A 20771-nucleotide genomic window follows, 5' to 3' on the forward strand; every position below is an offset into this window, starting at 1 on the left:
CTTACGCTCCTAAAAATTCTTTTAATGCTTCGAGATCAAACGGCCAATTTAGTTCAGTTTGGGTTTCGACTAATTTGACAACAGGAATACGAATACCGTATTGCTCTGCAAGAGTTTGATCATCACAAATATCTATCATGCTATATGGCACGTTTGCTTGATTGAGCAAGTCAGCTGCCAACTCACACAGATGGCAAGCATCTGTGTGATACAAAATAACTGTCAAGTTACTTGGCATGTGTAATTAGCCAAGTGTTATGAATGTGCGGGTTGCGCTTGTAATCTAGCGGTAAGGTTTGGCTGTCAATGTTCTTCACTTGCATCCCTTGGGCTTCAAGTTGTTCAATTTCCATCTTAAACTTACGTTTGTTATTAGAGAAAATGATTTCCCCACCTGGATTAAGTAGCTTGAACACATCACTCAACATGGCAACATGATCGCGCAATACATCAAACGAGTCTTCCATACGCTTAGAGTTTGAGAAGGTTGGCGGATCGATAAAGATAAGGTCAAATCTGTCGTGAGTACGTTTCATCCACTGTAAACAGTTTGCTTGAACAAACTGATATTTATCGTTATTTAGACCATTTAATGCAAAGTTCTCTTTGGCCCAATCGATATAAGTATTTGACATATCGACCGTAGTCACAGATGTCGCGCCACCCAGTGCCGCATGCACTGACGCAGAACCAGTATAAGAGAATAGGTTACATACACTACGGCCTTTTGATTTTTCACCAACAAGCTTACGCGTTAAACGATGATCTAAGAATAAACCTGTATCTAAATACTCTTTAAGGTTTAATTTAAATTTCGCGCCGTATTCAGTTGTGATTAACTCAAGCTTACTTGCTGCCAACTTTTCATATTGATTAGTCCCCTTTTTACGCTCACGGGTTTTTAAAATAATATGATTTGGATCGATACCAATTGCACTAGGTAAAGAGATCAACACGTCAGTAAGACGACGCTTAGTCACAGCCTCTGGTATTTGAGATGGTGCTGAGTATTCTTGGATAACGACGTAATCAAGATACTTATCGACAGCAACATTGTATTCAGGAAGATCAGCATCATATAAACGATAGCTATCGATGCCCTCTTTCTTCGCCCACTTTTCTAGCTGTTTAAAGTTCTTTTTAATGCGGTTAGCAAATGGCACCGCAATATCACTGACATCGCCTTCGATCTTGATATTAGCAGGGTCGACACGACGGGTGTTTTCTGCATGTACAGTGTAAAGATTAAACGCACACTCTAACGCGCCGTTATTCATCTTCATCTGTTTATCTGCTTTTAGCTTTAACGCAGATAAAAGTTCAATATCGCTATTTAAAATAGCAATACTCCAACCACCAAACTCAGCTTTAAACTTGTCGCCTAACTGATAATACAACTGCAGCAAAGAGGTGACATTACCTAAACGTTCACCATAAGGTGGGTTTGAGATTAAGAAACCGGAAGATGAAGGCACGTCGATGTTAAGTGCATTGCAAACATTAAAGTCGATTAAATCCAGTACACCGGCATTTTCAGCATTGCGTTTAGCTAATGCCACTAATCTTGAGTCAATATCAGAACCATAGAACTTAAGTTCGCAGCGGGTCTTACCAATAGAAGCACGTGCTTGCGCTTCATTTAATAGCTCTTGCCAAACTTTCTTGTTGTGCGGTAACCAATGGTCAAAACCAAAACGTTCACGGTGTATGCCTGGCGCAATATCACAAGCCATCATAGCGGCTTCAATCAAAATCGTGCCACTACCACAAAAAGGATCAAGCAAATCAACCTGTTCAGCTTGCCAGCCACTACGAACCAACATATTTGCAGCTAAGTTTTCTTTAAGTGGCGCTTCACCCGTTGTAGAGCGATATCCGCGCTTATGTAAAGCTGGACCAGAGAAATTAAAACCAATAGTGATTTCGCCGCGTCTAAAGTGTGCATCGATTCTAAAGTCAGCATCAACTCTTTCTACGTTTGGTCGGCTGAAATCATCATCACGGAAACGATCGACAATCGCATCCTTAATTTTCAACGCACCAAATTGGGTGTTCTTAATAAAGCCACCCAGACCGTGGAAATCAATACTGAATGTGCTGCGATTAGAAAACTGCATCTGCCAGTCAATGCCATAAGCTGCGTTATATAGCTGCTCTGGAGACTCACAAGGACCTTTGTAAATAACGAAAATGATTCTGCTCGCTAAGCGCGACCATAGCGTAATACGATATCCAAGCTCTAGCGAAGCAGAAAAATAAACTCCCGCAACACTTTCTTTAATTTCAGAAGCGCCAAGCTCTGCAAGCTCTAGTGATAACGCGTATTCATAGCCTCTTGGGGCTGCAGCAAAAAAATTTAACATTGATTAGTCGACACACAGTAAAAATTAGTCAGACATTATACCTGTTAGTGCTAGTAAATGATAAAAGTTATTGTGTAAAGCTAGATTTAAGCTAATTACCGCTTATAAAACCAACAAGATAAAACTTGCGAGGCAGTTAACTTGCATTGAATTAAGCGACCGTCCCTGAGCTTGAGGGCTAATAAATGCTCAACAAAACAATAAACTAATCAAAATAACCAGAATTAGCGACCGACTCACTAACGTACATTTTTAGTCGATATAACCGCATATAATACGATAGCTAATGCTTCTCACTCTACTTGATGATGTGTGCTTGTGTAGACAGATTGAGAGCTAACCTAAATGCTAATCGCCTTTAGCGAATAAAGTTTTACTTTCGCTTATATTAATTGCGATGGTTTATTATTAATTACAATTAAGGGCCTTTTAATCTCCTTGACGACCCCTTACCTTTCTCAACAAACCTTCTATGAAAATCATTAGCCTAAGAAGCGACTGAAAGTGCGACAGTTTGTATCTATTTTCCATATGCGATTGATCTACAGATGAAATCCCTTAGAATTGGTTTACATAAAAACAACAAACACAACACCAACACAACAGACCTTCGTGGGATGTTTAAGTGAGAGATAAATGAACAAAGTGTACCCTCTTCTACTTTGCCTTGGATTAAGTGCATGTGGCGGCGATAGCGATAGTACCCCACCAACACCGCCAGTAGAACCTCCAAAACTGCAGGCCGACGTCTGCTATAAAATGTCAACAACGATGGGCGATATCACCTTAGCAATTGACCTAACAAATATGCCTATTACCGGGAAAAACTTTAAAGATTACGTTGATAGCGAGTTTTATAACGGAACACTTTTCCATCGAGTTGCTTATAACTTTGTGGTTCAAGGAGGCGGTTTTACAAGCGGTATGGTGGCTAAACCTGGCAATGACCCAATTATTAATGAAGCTGACGCCGGCATCAGTAATGAAAGGGGGACAATTGCTATGGCACGCACTAGCAATCCAAATTCAGCAACGTCTCAATTTTTTATTAATGTTCTAGATAATCCACAATTAGATGCGTCAAGTTCTAGTTATGGTTACGCGGTATTTGGAAAAGTCGTTGAAGGCATCGAAGTCGTTGATCAGATCAATATTGCTGATACAGGCAGTAATGATGAAGTTCCTGTATCTGAAATCTTAATCAATAGCGTTGCAGAAATAACTTGCCCTACTAATTAATAAAGATACTCAATGAGGTGCGCTTTAGCTTACTTTTTTAGCCACCTCATTACGCTTAACCTCACAAAATAACGAAACAATAGCCAAATGACAGTAAAGGCTTCGTTAAGATGATAAGCAAACACCATAAAGTTAAATAAGTAGATGCTTAATTTTGGTTATCTATCTCGCAAGTTAAAATCTCTATCAATTTTGTAAATTAGGCTGATTTATAGTCAGCAAAACTAATCTAACTAAAAGTAGTAGATATTCTATTAAGCAGCATTTACTCGATGTGAAACTACGGGAAGCGGCGCTAATCTATCATGCATAACTTTAATAGTTTCAAATTGTTTAAGCGATTTTGACTCGGTTAAGCGACATTCTGCAGACATGATCATGACAAGTGAAGCCTGAAGTCCAGATTCGATTACCATTGCAACTACACTGTGTTCAGTTGACGTCAACTGAAACAACTTGCCCACATCACTATAAACACATTGATGGGATACATTGAAGAACCAAGATTTTGGCATCTGAGGTTTTAATAAAAAATGAGCAGCAGTAGCGTTCAGTGCAATTTGAACTAATTGAGCATCAGTTAAAGAAAGTGTCTTCGATAAACGATCGACCAAATCAATATAGAATTTAGCATGTTCTACGCTAAACTCCATTGGCTGTTTGGCATCTGGTATTAGAGACTTCAATTTATAAGGTGACAAAAACTCCATGTCATCCCCTAATGAAACACTTAATACTTGGTGCGTTTCATTATATCTCCATTGCCAATCCCTTTTTGGCATTAATAACATAACGTTTACCTTTATTTAGATACAATTGGATAATAGATGATTATTTCATCAATATCAAAATAAATTTTCCGAAATGAGATTTAACAAATTAATAAAAAACGATCACCCAGATCTTTAAATAGATCTAAATGATCGTTTTGCGATCTAATATATTTTTATCGATCTAAACAAACTATTTAATTCGATATGCTTCCACAATATCTTTAATTAGTTTTGGACCTTGATAAATAAATCCGGTATAAATTTGAACCATTTCAGCGCCAGCATCTAATTTATCAAGTGCATCTTCTGCAGCATTAATACCACCTACGCCAATAATTGGTAGTTTGCCTTTTAAGCAATCTGCCAATTGTTTAATAACTACAGTAGATAATGAATTCAATGACTTACCACTTAACCCACCCGCTTCATTCGCATTAAGCAGACCACTTACGCCATCACGAGTCAGTGTCGTATTCGTTGCAATAGCCGCATCAAACTCGCTTTTAATTAACGCTTCTGCAATTTTCTCGATCTCTTCACTCGATAAATCTGGTGCAATCTTTAGCGCTATTGGCACATATTTCCCGTGCTTAGCGGCTAGCTCTTTTTGCTTTTCTTTTAATGACCCTAAAAGATCGTCTAGCAGATCACCGTATTGAAGCGATCGTAAACCAGGTGTATTTGGTGATGAGATATTAACTGCAATATATGCTGCATATGGATAAACTTTATCCATACAGATTAAATAATCTTCTTTGCCTTGCTCTACTGGCGTATCTTTGTTCTTACCAATATTGACACCAACCATAGCATTCGTTTTAACAGCTTTAAGATTTTCGACTAAATTATCGACACCTTTATTGTTAAAACCCATACGATTAATAATCGCTTTGGCTGGTTTAAGTCTAAAACAGCGCGGCTGTTCATTACCTGGTTGTGGACGTGGTGTTACCGTACCCACTTCAATATGACCAAAGCCCATAGCATGAAATGCATCGATACATTCACCATCTTTATCCATGCCAGCAGCTAAACCTACAGGGTTTGGAAATGTCAGGCCCATCATAGTCACTGGGGCTGGCTTAATATTTTGCGCATAAAAGCAATTTAAAGGCGAATTACCAGTAGACTTTAAACTGCCCATAGCAAAATTATGTGCCAGTTCTGGATCCATCTGAAACATGAACTTTTGTGCGATTTTATAAAACATGTTTTCTCCTAGACCGAAAAAAGCCCCGGCATTTGCCAGGGCTTCTGATTTTTATCAGATTACTTTTGACCTTCACAATGAAGGATCAAAAGATTAAGTTCACGTAAGGCTACAGAGAACTTTGCAAACTCATGGCTTTGCGAAGTCTTGAAGTCTGCTAGCATATGGAACCAACGTTCCAATAAGCTTTGATTCGACTCAATCCATTCTGAAATGATCTTATTCGCATCACAGCTTTCAGTGCAAGTTCTTAACACTACCGAACTTAATGAACGCTGCTGCCAATCAAGCTCTTCTCTAAAGGCTGCTCTTGCTAGCGCTTGCCAGTGATTACTCACCGGTTGGGCACTAATTTGCTCTAAGAACCAGTGTAAATCCACACTTGCGCCAAGCTTAAAGTAAGTTTCGGCAACTAATGGCACAGGCTTACTTTCAAGATCACAAATTTGAGCAATATCAAGCGCAGAGAATAAGGTACTGACGTTTGCAACTAGCATAGCAACGTCATCTGGCACACCCTCTTTAATCAATGCATTTGACTCAGCACGGATACCTTCAACTTCCTCGTTAACCATATATTGATGAACGCTAGCTTTTAATTCATCAAATACCGGTTTAAAGAACGCTATCGTTTGTTCAATATTCAAGTTGCGGTTGCGGTGACGCATAAACCAACGACTTGCTCGGCGAATATTACGACGCAGTTGGTGCAACATTTCGCATTGAACAACGGCTGGGATCACACCGTTCAAATCAGTAATAGACTTAGTTAAATCAGCTAAACCAAATACTTCGCGAGCCATAGTGTAACAGATAGCAGCTTCTGCTACTGAGGCACCTGTCTCATCTTGCATACGTTGCACGAAATTAAGTCCCATATCATTCACTAATTCATTAGCTAACGAAGTGGCAATAATTTCCCCACGTAATGGATGAGAAGCCATATTAGCGATGTACTTCTCTTGCAACTGCTTAGGGAAATACTCAACTAATAGCTGACTTAAGAAGCTATCTTCAGTAATTTCTGATGTTAACAGCTGCTCTTTCAGTACCATCTTAGCGTAAGCAACAAGTACTGACAGTTCTGGACGAGTTAACGATTTACCATTAACCAGACGATCGGCTAATTCATCTTCACTTGGTAAGAATTCCAATGCACGATCAAGCTTACCGTCTTTTTCAAGATAATGAATAAAGCGAATTTGTTCTTTTAACTGCTCTGCACCGCGGACTTGAGTGATAGAAATTGAGCGCGTTTGGTCTTTACAGTCCTGCAGCACAATACGGCTGACTTCGTCAGTCATCTCTTCAAGTAAACGATTACGTTGCTTCAGCGTCATTTCACCATCAGCAACTAACGCATTAAGCAGAATTTTAATGTTGACTTCGTTATCTGAACAATCCACACCACCAACGTTATCGACGAAGTCGGTATTCATACGGCCGCCATTAGCACAGTATTCAATTCGACCTAATTGGGTACAACCTAAGTTGCCGCCCTCACCAATAATTTTAGCTTGTAGCTCGTTACCATTTACACGAATTGCATCGTTAGCACGGTCGCCTACTTCAGCATGGGTTTCGCTTGTCGCTTTAACATAGGTACCGATACCGCCATTCCAGATCAGATCGACTTGCATTTTCAGCAATTCTTTCAGTAGTTCTAATGGCGCCATAGATGCTTTCTGGGTACCTAGCATCTTCTTCATCTCAGCAGACAATGGAATTGACTTCGCTGAGCGCAGGAAGATCCCGCCACCTTTAGAAATAAGCGTTTGGTTGTAATCTTCCCAACTCGAACGAGGCATAGCGAACAGACGCTCACGTTCAACATAACTGGTTGCCGCATCTGGATTTGGGTCGATGAAAATATGCATATGGTTGAATGCAGCAACAAGGCGCGTATGCTTAGACAACAACATACCGTTACCAAATACATCACCCGCCATATCGCCAATCGCTAAACAGGTAAAATCAGTCGTTTGGCAATTAACACCCATTTCACGGAAATGACGTTTAACAGATTCCCACGCACCGCGAGCAGTAATACCCATTTTCTTATGGTCGTAACCATTACTACCACCAGAAGCAAACGCATCGCCTAACCAGAAGTTATACTCAATGGCAATTTCGTTAGCGATATCAGAGAAAGTCGCAGTACCTTTATCGGCAGCAACAACCAGATATGGGTCATCTTCGTCATGGCGCACAACATTATCAGGTGCAATCACTTCACCGTTGATGATGTTGTCGCTGATATCGAGTAAACCGCGGATAAACAAACGGTAACACTCTTGCCCTTCAGCAAAGAAAGATTCACGGTTACCATCGGTCGGCAGTTGTTTACAGACAAAACCACCTTTTGCACCCACTGGTACAATTACGGTGTTTTTAACTTGCTGTGCTTTCACTAGACCGAGTACTTCTGTACGGAAATCTTCTCGTCTGTCAGACCAACGTAAACCGCCACGTGCCACTTTTCCGCCGCGTAGATGAACACCTTCAACGCGTGGTGAATACACAAAGATTTCATACTTTGGTAATGGCTTTGGCATCTCTGGGATCATAGCCGGTTCAAACTTGAACGAGATATATGACTTAGGTAATCCAGAATCCGCCACTTGATAGAAGTTAGTACGACTAGTCGCGTTAATTAAATCCAAGTAACGACGAATAATACGGTCGTCATCGAGGCTTGATACATCGTCAAGACGCAAGTCAATTTGTTCGATAAACTTATTTAATGTACGCGTTTTCAACTTAGGGTTGAATTTACGAATATACATTTTAACGAGTAAGTCCGCGATTTGCGGATAGCTTGAGAAGGTTTCTTCTATATAGGCTTGACTAAATGTAGAGTCGATTTGACGCATATACTTAGCATAAGCACGTAATACAGAAACCTCACGTCCTGTTAGGCCTGTCGATAAAACCAAACGGTTAAATCCATCGTCTTCCAATTCTTTTTTCCACACTTGAGAAAGTGCAGTCTGGAAACGCTCTTGGCTATCAGCAAGATCATCTGATGCAACATTTTGGGTTGTCATCAAGAAATCTAAGATCCAATAGGTTGCGCCATCGGCTGTTTTAACTTCATAAGGTCTTTCGTTAATCACTCTAAGACCGAAGTTTTCCAGCATTGGTAATACGTCTGAAAGATGAATGGGTTCATCTTTATGGAATAGCTTTAAGCGTACTTTATTGTCGTTAAGCGCGGTTTCTTGTGGCTGATAAAAAAGCATGCCCAGCTTATGATCATCATCTAGCTCTTCAAGATGCTGAATATCAACAACGGCCGAACTTGGAAGTACATCTTCTTTATAGCTACGTGGAAACGCGTCTACATAACGCTTAATTAAGCTGTTACCTAACTCTTCACCTTGCGCACTAAATACCGCACTTGCTAATTTGTCTTCCCATGAGCGAGCCGCTTCGGTCAAATTATTCTCAATTGCTGCCACATCGACGTCCATATTATTATTATCAACTTTAATGATGTAATGAGTTCTAGCCAAAGTTGATTCAGAGAAATAGGTAGTAAACTCAACGTCTTCATTGCTGTTAAAATGTTGAGCTAAAATACGTTGGGTGTCTTCGCGTAACTTGGTGTTATATCTATCTTTTGATACGTACACTAAGCAAGAGAAGAAACGACCAAAGCCATCCTTACGCACAAACAATTTAAGCTTGTCGCGATCTTGCATCTCAAGCACGCCGTGGGCAATTGACGCCAATTGCTCAACATTGGCTTGGATTAATTCATCGCGAGGTAAAGTCTCAAGGATGTGCATCAATGCTTTGTAGTCATGAGAGCGTGGTGTTAGACCAGAATTATCTAACACTCGCTGCACTTTTTGTGCAAGCAGTGGTATTTCACGAGGACTACGGTTATACAAGTTTGAAGCATAAAGACCTAAAAAGCGGTCTTCACCAATCACCTGCCCCTGCTCATCAAAGCGTTTTACACCGATATAATCGACATAAGCAGGACGATGAACGCGGCTCTTATCGTTACTCTTAGTGAGCACTAAAAGGCTGCTATCAAGTGCTTCTTTACGCGCACTTTCTGAGAAGTTAGACAGTAACAGTCCGGATTCTTTAGACGATTTTGCTGACTTAGTCATTAGACCTAAGCTAGTAGACTTATCAGCAACAAGCTCTAAATCCCCTTCGACTTTATGAAGGTCATAACGACGGTAACCAAGCAGTGTTAAATGATGATCATTAAGATAAGAAAGGAAGTTTTTTGCTTCGCTTAGCTCTTCTTTAGTGCCAGGGTAAGGACGATTCTCTAACTCAGCAATCGTATCACTCAGTTTTTCAGACATCGCTTCCCAATCATTAACCGCAGCGGCAACATCACCGATAACCGATTCAATCTCTTTGGTAAGTGCTTTAATGTCAGCGTCGCTGCTTTGGCGATCAATCTCAATCAGAAATACTGCGACTTTATCTACATTGCTTTGTTCATCAGAGCTATAACTAACTTTAGTCACAGTGCCGTCTTTACGTTCAATCGCCATTGGTGTGTGCAGCATCATATGTGCAGTGATCCCAAGACGATTAATTGCCATGCCAACTGAGTCGACTAAAAAAGGCATATCCGGCTGAATGATTTCAATAATTGAATGGCTTGACTGCCAACCGTGCTTTGACTGGCTTGGATTGAACACTCTGATGTGACCTTCCCCGACGGAGGTCTTATTCAGCGCATTCCATTGGCTCAAAACAGCGCCGTATAAATCGCTGTCGTTGCGCGCATTGAGGTCGTCTTTCGACATGTGCGCATAGAGACAAGTAGCGAACTGTTCTACTTGTTTTGCTTGTGTATTAGGTACTTTAGCGTGAATTAGGGTGACTACATTTTCGAGTAGTACTGAAGGCATTGCATCTTTCAAGGCCATGTTGCTATTTCCTTAGGGGCTATGGCAGCGCTTTTTAATTTTTATGGATGCTTCTTAAACCGACCTGAGCCTTTTTTTGTGACCTAGGTCATAGCGCGAAGTTTATTACTAAACTCACCATATTTCGAGAACTATTTTAGTGGTACATCCTCATTCAATTTAACCTAACAGCGATTTAGTTCACATGAATGACATATCAATCGCATAATACGTGTTTTTATGCATAAAAAAAGAGGAGCTTATGCTCCTCTTTAGCTGATTCTACTTGGGCTGCCGCCAGAACATAGCCGCTATTGCAGGCAATATAATTATTGCCCCCAACATATTTACTAAAAACATGAAGGTTAACAATATTCCCATGTCCATTTGGAACTTAAGGGCTGAGAAGAACCAAGTGCTAACACCAATAGCTAATGTTAGACCGGTAAATATTACTGCGCTGCCTCGTTCAACCAATGCCTCATAATAAGCCTGTTGTACTGGCATGCCATCACGCAATCTTACCGCCATCGTAGATAAGATATAGATGCCGTAATCAACACCGATCCCCACACCCAAAGCAATGACAGGTAAAGTACTTACAGCAAGACCAATATCGAGTTGGGTCATTAGCGCTTGAGCTAAAGTTGATACCACGTACAAAGGCAAAATAACCGCAATCGTTGCTCTTAAAGAACGGAAACTAATTAAACACAGGATAAATACCGCGCCATAAACATATAGCATCATAGGTAACTGCGCTTCAGCTACTGCTTCATTGGTAGCAGCCATAACACCAACTGGACCAGAAGCTAATTTAAACTGCAACTGGTCATTATTCATTTGCTGTTGCAGTTGATTAACTTTATCAATCACCACTTCGATGGTTTCTGCTTTATGATCTTTTAAGAACAAATAAATAGGCATCACCGAACAATCACTATTAAGCAAGCCAGATGTCGTTGGCACGCGGCCAACCGCCTGCACAAGACTAGCTGTAGTTCTTGGTAGCACACTCCATTTAGGGTTACCTTCGTTAAAGCCTGCGTTCACACGCTTAGCAACTGAGGCTAAACTGGCCGTAGACTCCACACCTGGTGTGTTACTTACTTGCCATTCAAAATCATCAATTTGAGTCAATACCGAATGGTAAGTACAAGCTTCAGGAAACGCTTCCACAATCACTGTCATTACATCGGTGGTAATTGAAAACTTATCAGTAATAAAGAAAGTATCTTGGTTATAACGCGAGTCTAAATGCAGTGCTGGCGCGCCGCCTTGCAAATCGCCAATCTTCATTTTATTTGCTTGTTGTAAGCCAACACCATATAACACAGCGGTAATAGCCAGTACCCAAATTGCATATTTAGGCGTGGCAAATTTAGACAGCTTCAACCAAATATTATTAGCAGGTTTGTGTTTAACGTCTTTGTTTGGCGCTACCGTCGTAAATGATATTAACAACGGCAACAGCATCAAATTAGTTAAAATAATTACCGCTACACCTAGCGATGCCGAAATTGCTAGCTCACGGATAATACCAATATCAATAGCAAGCAACGTCATAAAACCAATGGTGTCTGATAACAACGCTACACCACCAGGGATCAACAAGCTTCTAAAGGCTAATGCTGCAGCGGCTTTAGTGGTTTGGCCATCGGTCACCCGACGTCTCACCGCATTGATCATCTGTACGCTATGACTCACACCAATTGCGAACACCAGAAATGGAATAAGTATCGACATCGGGTCGAGCCCAAAGCCAACTACAGTTAATAAGCCTAACTGCCAAATAACCGCAATCAGACTACAGACCAAAGGCAATATTGTTAATGCAACGGATTTAGAAAAGAAGTACACCATCACGGCTGTGACTATAATGGCTATTAAAAAAAACAGTAAAACGCCTTTAGCCCCGTCAGCGACGTCGCCCGCCATTTTTGCAAAACCAATAATGTGAATTTTAATTTCATCGGTTTCATATTGTTCACGTAACTCTTTTTCAAGCTGCGCAGCAAACGCCAATGTATCGAGCGGCTCTCCTGTTTGTGGATCAAAATCCATTAACTGAGCACTCACCATCGCAGCAGAATAGTCTTCCGCAATTAAGCGACCAACAATACCGGCCTTTTCGATGTTGCCCCGAACAATCTTTAAGCCGTATTCTGTTGTCGAAAAGTCAGCGGGGATCACAGGTCCCCCAGCAAAACCATCCTCTACCACTTCGGTAAAGCGGGTCGAAGGCGAGAATAACGACTTAACTTGCGCTCTATCCACTCCAGGAATAAAAAATAACTGATCGTGAACATTTTTAAGTGCATCAAAAAATGTCGGATTGAAGATATTGCCGCTGGTATCTTCTACTGCCACCATAATACTATTTGCACCACCAAACTGTTTTTGGTGTTTAAGGTAAGTTTGCATATAGCTATGGTTTAGCGGAATGTTTTTAACAAATGCAGCATCCATCTTAAGGTTGCTAGCTTGCAAACCTAAAAATATTGTGGCGATTGCAAATAACAATATAACAAAGGCTCTATGACGGAATAGATAAGATTCGAATCCATTAACTAATTTATCTAACATAGTAAGGTCCTATTATTTTTGTTCTAATTTGATGAGACCTTTATTACCCGCAACCCATAAGTTTCCTTGTGAGTCCTCGGCAATAGCGACAAGATTTTCACCCTGTCGTTGCTCTACTAATTGGCTTTCGCCTGAGGTTGAAATATCGATGATAACGCCGGCGTTACCTACTACGCGAAGTGTATCTTCGCCAAGCTGTATGCCTGCATTAATCGTTGAATCCACTGGCAAACTCACTTTACGCCAATCATTAAGGGTTAAATCAGATTTAAAAACATTGCCTCTAAGACCCATGACAAACGCTGTATCTTCAACGACCACTGTATTAAACAGCGAACCTTCATAGATAAAGTCTTGCTTTAGCCAATTGCGACCTTGATCCGTTGACGTGGCAACTAAACCTAGCTCTCCGACCATGATCAAGGTGTTTTTATTCACCGCAAGAATACGATTAAAGTGCGGTAACAAGGTACTACGTTCGGATAAATACAGGGCTTCATCTTCAGCTTTTAGTTCTTCGAGATAAGCAACATCCTCTTCAAACAGCAATTCTTGATGATATTCACTTTGCCAATTTTTACCGCCATCATTAGTACGATAAAATAAGCCGTAAGCACCAATAGCTACCCCGTCTTGCTCATTAAAAAACAAAATATCTAACAAAGGCTTTTCAATCTCGGGCGATTGCATTTGTAACTGCCATGACTGACCAGCATCTTGGGTATGTAAAATGGTTGCGTCATGGCCGACCGCCCAGCCTTTATTCGGTGTGATGAAAAAAACCTTGGTAAGTAATACCTGGGTCGGCGTGTTAACTTGTTGCCAAGCATCTTGATAGATAAAGGCATGACCTCTATCCCCAACGGCGACTATAGTTTGTTGATTTTGTGCAATATCTAAAACAAGAGAGTGTGCAGCAAGAGGCTGAATTTGTTTTTGTAAATTATGCTCTTGTGCTAATAAGAAAGAAGATTGAAAAAGGCTTAATAAACTCAATGTTGAGATAAACCGAAGCATGCGAAACGACATACAAACTTCCTTTAAATAGAGAGGGGCTTGCGCCCCTCATTGGGAGGATTAACGAATACCGGCACGGCGAAGCGCCGCTGGAGTGAAGTTTGCTTCACTGAGTTTGGCATCAAAGTCGTACATACGACCTTCGTTATCTAACCCCATCGCGATATAGCGACGTGATTGCAGATCATGGAACACTTCCAAAGTACTCCATTGCGTAGGCACTTCGTAGTAGTTCAAACCATGAGCCATTGCAACGCGATAAAGCTCGTCACGATTGTCATAAAGATCTGCTACAGATACCTGCCAAGAGTCTTCATCAATATAGAAGGTACGTGCTTTATAAATATGACGCATCCCCTCTTTCAATGTGGCTTTTACCACCCAAACGCGATGCTTTTCATAACGGACATAGTCTGGGTTAATGTGGCCAGGAGTAATGATCTGCTCATATTCAAGCTTGTCTGAATGTAACTTATAGTCGTTATAAGGAATATACAGCTCTTGTTTACCAACCAATTCCCAGTTATAGCGAACTGGCGAACCATTAAACATGTCAAAATCATCAGTGGTTCTTAAGCCGTCAGATACTGTACCAGGCGTATCGAAAGCGACATTTGGCGCTTTACGTACACGTCGCTGTCCCGTGTTATAAGTCCATGCTTGACGAGGCAGCTTTTCTTGATCCATGGTTTCTTTAACTAATAACGCCGTACCAGCCAAGCGTGCAGGCTGAGTCACAACCTGTTTAAAGTAAAACAAGGTATTGTCATTAGACAACTTATCTAATGTCATCTCAGGGCGAGAATATTGGAAGCGCAGCTCTTCTGCGGTTTCAACCAAGGTATAGCTGCCACCTGCTGTCGGTGCGGCCTGACTACGAGAGGTTTTTAAATCAACCCCTCTGAAACGTAATACATGGTTCCAAATAGCTTCTAGCCCATTGTCTGGCATAGGGAAAGGAATACCAATCGATGCACCTTTAATGCCATTACCACCGTCTATAAGCTCAGCACGCGTGGCATTTTCTTTAGTCGCATCGTAAACAAACTGCGGCACAGAGGCGGTACGACGAGTCTGATAAACATTCATCTTGAATGTTTCAGGGTATAGTTCAAATAGTTTTATCTGGCCGTCAGATAAGTACTCTTTGTATTTATCTTTATTAGCATTGGTAATAGTAAATTCAATCTTGTCGCCTGGAAAAGGATCTGGGTGATGCATGCCTTTACTGTAACCCGCTACAGGTTTAGTAATACCACCATCCCATGCTGGAATAGAGCCATCAGCATTTGCTGCCTTTTCACCGCCAAGCGGTGTTAACTCTGTACCTAACTTAGCCGCATCAGCCTCTGATACTTTTGCCATTGCACACGGTGCACTCAGCGAAACCATCACAGCTATCGGTAATATCGCAAGTTTATTCATTATTATTGTCCTTGTGATTTAAATTGAATACTTAATGTTGAACGATACATAGTCTCGATCAGCCATAGTGTTTGTCGTCCCTACACCACCAAAGAAGGTGTTGTAAGAGATGTCAGCCCCCCAGCGACTTTGGTAATCAAAGTTCACCCCAACCGCCACAGACTTTTTACCTTCTGTAAATAGGAACATAGGGTCCGGGGTAATACCGTCTACGTCATGGGAGAAAATAACTCTAGGCGCAATATTTACACCGCCCCAAACGTTGTTGTAATCCGCTTTAGCCACGAGGCGGTAACCCCATGCAAAGTCAGTTGGGAATGGGTTAGTTTCAGGGCCGTTATGTAACGCTTCGATAATCCCAGGCATATCTGGGTTACCACCTGAACGCCCAGTACCTGGACCATTCAAACGCAACTCATCATGACTTGGCATATCATGGATCCATACACCACCAATCTCTGCCAGCATAACAAGATTATCGGTACCTAAAGTTGGTCCGAATAGATGAGTGAATGTTGTCTGGGCTTGTGTGGTATCTAAACGAATAAACCCTTCAGCATATTCACCTGGACCATAATTTTGTACCTGTGAAACACCATCAAGATCCGGTCGTAAGCCGGCATTAGCCAGCTGTTGTGGCATAGCTGCAAATAGCAATTCAACATCGTCAATCTGCAGAGGTTCATCTAGACGGTGAGCAATTTCACCCGCGACCGATGTATCACCTAATAAGGTGTTAAAACTGACACCCATTAATTGAATATCTTCAGGGTATACAATTTGTGCTTTAGAGAAGGTCTCCAGAGCGAGCAAATCTTCACGCGTCATCGCCTCGCCAGATTGTGCTTTACCACCAAGACGTTGCAGGTCGCGACCAATCGCCTCTTGGGTAAAGTTAGCCGTTGTACCGCTGATCAGCGGACGACGACTGTGGTAATTCATGTAATAAAGACCAAACTCCGTTTCACCCAGCTCAGGCGAATAGTAACCTAGCTTGACACCCCATTGACCGTCATCACTTGCTTCAGCAGGGTCTTCTACTAGTGTGGCTTTTGTTGGATACGCTAATGCGAGTGAGGCTAATGTTGCAGCATCGACTTGGCCTGCCCCCACCATACCAACAAGTGCGTTGTATTCAGCCATTAGGAAATCTAAATTCATGTCAGGGTTAGCGTTAAAGCCTAGCTGTGCATTTTGGCCATAACCGCCATAACCGGCAAAGTCATTGGTTGAGAAGAATGAACCCGGCGTAGGCACCCATACTGGCTCCCAGTCATACTGATAGAAACCTTCAACTGACAGGTTATCCGTTACCCCGAAAGACGCCCAAACCATGCCTTGAGGTCTAAAGGCTTCTTTCAGCTCTGCGCCAGGTGCATTGAGAATATTTAAATCGACTGGGTTAATCACACCAATACCGTGGGCAATCAGTGTGCTTTCTCCCCAAGAGACAACTTGATTACCGACACGGATAGAAAGTGGATTAGCACCGTCATTAAAATCGAAGTCAGCATAAACAAACGCATCGAGTAAGCGGATATCTTTACACTGAACTTCAGATGCTTGGCTATCTTCACAAGGATCGAACTCCTTGCCTGTTAATGGGTCATTGAAACCAAAGTCACCATCATTCATTTTTCTATCATAGAAATACATTCCGCGGGCAAATAAACCGAAGTTTTGGTATTTCAATGATAACTCGTGTAAACCTTTGAATATTTCAGATGTTGTATCGCCTTGCGCGTACAGTAAATTACTCAAATCACCATTACTTGAGTATGAACCTGGTTGTGCCCAGATCTCTGCTGAACTGTATTTAGTGTTACCAAAAGCAGAATAACCAGACCAATCGAAACGAGGGTGATTCACCTTACCAATTTGATTATCCCAGTCTCGACCTTCTGTTCGCCAGCTCGCACCTGCAGTCCAAGTCGAGTCGAACGTACCTTCTACTTCTCCCCAATTAAACGACACAGCATTAGCATGATTACTCGTGCCAAAACTGAGCGCTGCAACGATCCCCAAAGCGAGCGTCGACTTATTAAAGCCGTTTTTAACCTTTTTCATTTAGCTTCTCTCCGTAACCTGCTGGATTCTATTGTTATAGGAATTAATAGCCAACAATCTGTCAGCCTCCAGATAACACCATTGTTACAGCATTTACACAAAGTGAGCAAGGACGAAACATAGAAAATATTTAAAAGATTTCGCTACTTAACAGGAAATTTAATATGACTTTTGAGGAATGTATTTAAATCAGGTTTAGATAAAGTAAGGAGAATGCAACATAGACCCCATATATAGATAAATAACAATCAGTTATAAGTTCAATCGTTACACTATATACAACGTTTAAAGCAATCGACCGTTTGAAGTAATTACTCTAAACCTTAGCAAGCTTAATAAGGTTACCTTGAGCATCTAAAGTCATCGAGAAATAACATCGAATCCCTGTACTTGTTAAAAATGGTCGAAAATGTCTGGCATTAATCCATAAGGTTCTGCCACTAACATCAACCACTTCAACCTTATTCACCTCACCTCGATAGTAAGGAAGAAATTCTTGGTAGGTGATATTTAACGGAAATGTAAACTGGTGATACTGGGCTGACACTTGCTATCTCGTCACTGTTATATTGTTAAAATAAACGAGTTTCGAGGTCTCCTCAGCAAAAGTGAAACCTCGAAACTTGGGGGATAATTGACTATTTTACACTAACGCTTTAGTCACTTTTTCGTATAAATCTTTTGATAAATTATCAACCGCAAGAATGCGATTTAGTTCATTCGCCATCAATTGTTGGCGCACTTTATCAAACTTCTTGAACTGTATTAGTGGTGTAATTATGCGTGCAGCAACTTGTGGATTCAGCGTATTCAATTTAATGATAGCATCCGTTAAAAATTGGTAGCCTAGCCCATCGATTCGATGAAATTCAAACGTATTCGCTGCGGCGAAAATACCGATTAACGAACGCACACGGTTTGGGTTATTAAAGCTAAATGCTTGATGTTCAAACAGTGAGGTTAACTTGTCTATGCAATTGTCGCTATTTAGTGTGGCGTGTAGCCCGAACCATTTATCCATAACCAATGGTGTTGTTAGCCATTTTTGCTCAAACTCGGTCATTAGCTGATCACGAACCGTTGAAGGCTCGCCATTTAGCGCGCTTAATGCCCCTAAGCTATCAGTCATATTTTCAGCTGACTCAAATTGCTGTTTAGCCAGTGCAGCATAGTTACTATCAACTTTAAGTAATAGGCTCAAGCAAACATTTTTTAAAGCACGCGCTGACGCGTCATCAATATTAGCCTGTTCACGCACCTTAACTAGAAGCTCATCTTCACAATTTGCTGCAATTTCAAGTACAACAAACTCTCTCGCCAATGCCAAGCAATCGAGATCAACACAGGCTTTCTGTTCTATCAATGAACCCGCACTAGCCAAGGTTAAGATCTCCGCCATTAGCGCTTTATCAAGATCCTGAGCTAAGATGACTCCTTTAAAAGCATCTACAATTCGTGGGTCGATAAACATAGCTTGTGGAGTCTGCAGACGAGCCACATTTTGCCAAACCGACTGGCTGAACAAAGCTACTGACGCTTCCCATTTAGCCACTTCGCTAGTTGCAAAACGCATAATGTGGACTAACTGTTCAACCGAATAATCAAAGTCTAATTTTACTGGAGCCGAAAAGTTCTGCAGTAATGATGGAACGGGTTTTTGCAGTAGCCCTTCAAAAGTAAACTCTTGTTTCGCTTCGGTAAAATCAAGTACCTTATTAATAAGTTGTGAGCCAGCTACATCGAGCAGTTCGATATCAAATGGAATATGCAGCGGTAATTTTGCTGAACCATCCGGTGTTGCTGGCGTTGACTGTTCTAAGGTTAATGTATAACGTTGATTCTCTTCGTCAAATTCTTCTTTTACATTGACTTGTGGTGTGCCTGCCTGGCTATACCAACGTTTAAACTGGCTTAGATCAACGCCACTTGCGTCTTGCATTGCCGCGACAAAATCATCACAGGTTACCGCTTGACCGTCATGACGCTCAAAATACAAGGCCATGCCTTTTTGAAAGCCAATCTCTCCCAATAACGTATGCATCATGCGAATAACTTCAGCACCTTTGTTATATACAGTAACGGTATAAAAGTTATTCATTTCAATAACTGACTCAGGTCTGATTGGGTGTGCCATCGGTCCAGAATCTTCAGCAAACTGTTGATTTTTTATTACTTTAATCGCATGAATACGGTTTACAGCACGAGAGCCTAAATCAGAGCTAAACTCTTGATCTCTAAATACAGTTAACCCTTCTTTCAAACTTAGCTGGAACCAATCTCGACAAGTCACTCGATTACCTGTCCAGTTATGAAAGTATTCATGTCCAACAACTGACTCAATACCATGATAATCGTCATCTGTTGCAGAGTCCTTGTCGGCTAACACAAATTTGGTGTTAAATACGTTGAGGCCCTTATTTTCCATCGCGCCCATGTTGAAAAAATCAACCGCTACGATCATATAAATATCTAAGTCGTATTCTAAATTAAAGCGACTTTCATCCCATTTCATTGACTTTTTCAATGATGCCATTGCATGGTGGGCTTTATTCAAATTACCTTTATCAACAAAGACCTGCAATTTAATATTGCGTTGGCTACAAGTGGTAAAACTGTCTTCCAGTAAATCAAAATCGCCTGCAACTAACGCAAACAAATAAGCAGGCTTAGGGAATGGATCATGCCATTTAGCGAAATGCAGTCCATTGTCTGTATCGCCACTATCGACGAGATTGCCATTACTAAGTAGATATGGAAACGCTTGCTTGTCAGCTTCAATACGTACTGTGTATATTGCTAATACGTCTGGGCGATCGAGAAAATAGGTAATACGTCTAAACCCTTCCGCTTCACACTGAGTGCAGTAAGCGCCGTCTGACATATAGAGCCCTTCAAGACTAGTATTAGCTTCAGGGTCTAACTTGGTGGTAATTTGTAATTCAAATTCATCCAAGCTGGTTTCAATAACAAGTTCACCATCACGCTGCTCATAACTCACCGCTTCACCCGCGACAGTTACGCTAACAAGCTCTATCTCATCACCCACTAAGACTAGCGCTTGATTATGCTCCCCTTGACGGATCACTTTACTTGTTGCGATAAGCTCTGTTTGTTTTTCTGCTAATGAAAAATTAAGATCAATATGGCTAATTTGAAAGGATGGTGTTTGGTAATCTTTGAGGAATTTGGCTTGTGGCTGGGACATGAA

Annotated in this window: 12 protein-coding genes; 1 reads left to right on the forward strand and 11 read right to left on the reverse strand. The window is 41.2% G+C overall.

Translation table 11 applies throughout. From position 1 onward, the window contains the following. Position 1: 1 nt before the first annotated feature. Together L2748_RS11320 and rlmKL are read right to left on the reverse strand one after the other, a co-directional pair. Positions 2-238, reverse strand: coding sequence for a glutaredoxin family protein (locus L2748_RS11320; RefSeq protein ID WP_220781847.1), 237 nt, complete (start codon positions 236-238; stop codon positions 2-4). Continuing rightward, complete coding sequence (gene rlmKL / locus L2748_RS11325) at positions 228-2363, reverse strand: bifunctional 23S rRNA (guanine(2069)-N(7))-methyltransferase RlmK/23S rRNA (guanine(2445)-N(2))-methyltransferase RlmL (protein ID WP_220781846.1); 2136 nt, start codon at positions 2361-2363, stop codon at positions 228-230. Before rlmKL ends, L2748_RS11320 begins: the two co-directional genes overlap by 11 nt. Before the next feature lie 636 nt (positions 2364-2999). Here rlmKL and L2748_RS11330 point away from each other — a divergent pair. Continuing rightward, a complete protein-coding gene (locus L2748_RS11330) occupies positions 3000-3602 on the forward strand; it encodes a peptidylprolyl isomerase (RefSeq protein WP_220781845.1) in 603 nt (200 codons plus the stop codon). A 254-nt stretch (positions 3603-3856) separates the two neighbouring features. Here L2748_RS11330 and L2748_RS11335 read toward each other — a convergent pair whose 3' ends face one another. The 9 genes from L2748_RS11335 to pepN all read right to left on the reverse strand — a co-directional run bounded on the left by L2748_RS11335 (position 3857) and on the right by pepN (position 20768). Continuing rightward, the gene (locus tag L2748_RS11335; RefSeq protein WP_220781844.1) at positions 3857-4393 is read right to left on the reverse strand and encodes a cell division protein ZapC; all 537 of its coding nucleotides are present in this window, start codon (positions 4391-4393) and stop codon (positions 3857-3859) included. 172 nt (positions 4394-4565) lie between these two features. After that, positions 4566-5585 (reverse strand): quinone-dependent dihydroorotate dehydrogenase, encoded by a 1020-nt coding sequence (gene pyrD / locus L2748_RS11340; protein WP_220781810.1) that lies wholly within the window; start codon positions 5583-5585, stop codon positions 4566-4568. Between the two features lie 59 nt (positions 5586-5644). After that, on the reverse strand, positions 5645-10489 hold the full coding sequence (locus L2748_RS11345; RefSeq protein WP_220781809.1) for an NAD-glutamate dehydrogenase: 4845 nt from the start codon (positions 10487-10489) through the stop codon (positions 5645-5647). Between the two features lie 261 nt (positions 10490-10750). Next, the gene (locus tag L2748_RS11350; RefSeq protein WP_220781808.1) at positions 10751-13054 is read right to left on the reverse strand and encodes an efflux RND transporter permease subunit; all 2304 of its coding nucleotides are present in this window, start codon (positions 13052-13054) and stop codon (positions 10751-10753) included. A 12-nt stretch (positions 13055-13066) separates the two neighbouring features. Then, positions 13067-14083 (reverse strand): WD40/YVTN/BNR-like repeat-containing protein, encoded by a 1017-nt coding sequence (locus L2748_RS11355; protein ID WP_220781807.1) that lies wholly within the window; start codon positions 14081-14083, stop codon positions 13067-13069. 48 nt (positions 14084-14131) lie between these two features. Further along, the gene (locus L2748_RS11360; RefSeq protein ID WP_220781806.1) at positions 14132-15496 is read right to left on the reverse strand and encodes a DUF1329 domain-containing protein; all 1365 of its coding nucleotides are present in this window, start codon (positions 15494-15496) and stop codon (positions 14132-14134) included. An 18-nt stretch (positions 15497-15514) separates the two neighbouring features. Then, positions 15515-17563, reverse strand: coding sequence for a DUF1302 domain-containing protein (locus L2748_RS11365; protein ID WP_220781805.1), 2049 nt, complete (start codon positions 17561-17563; stop codon positions 15515-15517). Between the two features lie 316 nt (positions 17564-17879). Further along, positions 17880-18110: a DUF2835 domain-containing protein gene (locus L2748_RS11370; protein WP_220781804.1), complete on the reverse strand. Its 231-nt coding sequence runs from the start codon at positions 18108-18110 to the stop codon at positions 17880-17882. Positions 18111-18206: 96 nt separating this feature from the next. Continuing rightward, a complete protein-coding gene (pepN, locus tag L2748_RS11375) occupies positions 18207-20768 on the reverse strand; it encodes an aminopeptidase N (protein WP_220781803.1) in 2562 nt (853 codons plus the stop codon). Between the last annotated feature and the right edge of the window lie 3 nt (positions 20769-20771).

This window comes from Shewanella sairae, from assembly GCF_023283535.1.
Lineage (GTDB): Bacteria > Pseudomonadota > Gammaproteobacteria > Enterobacterales > Shewanellaceae > Shewanella > Shewanella sairae.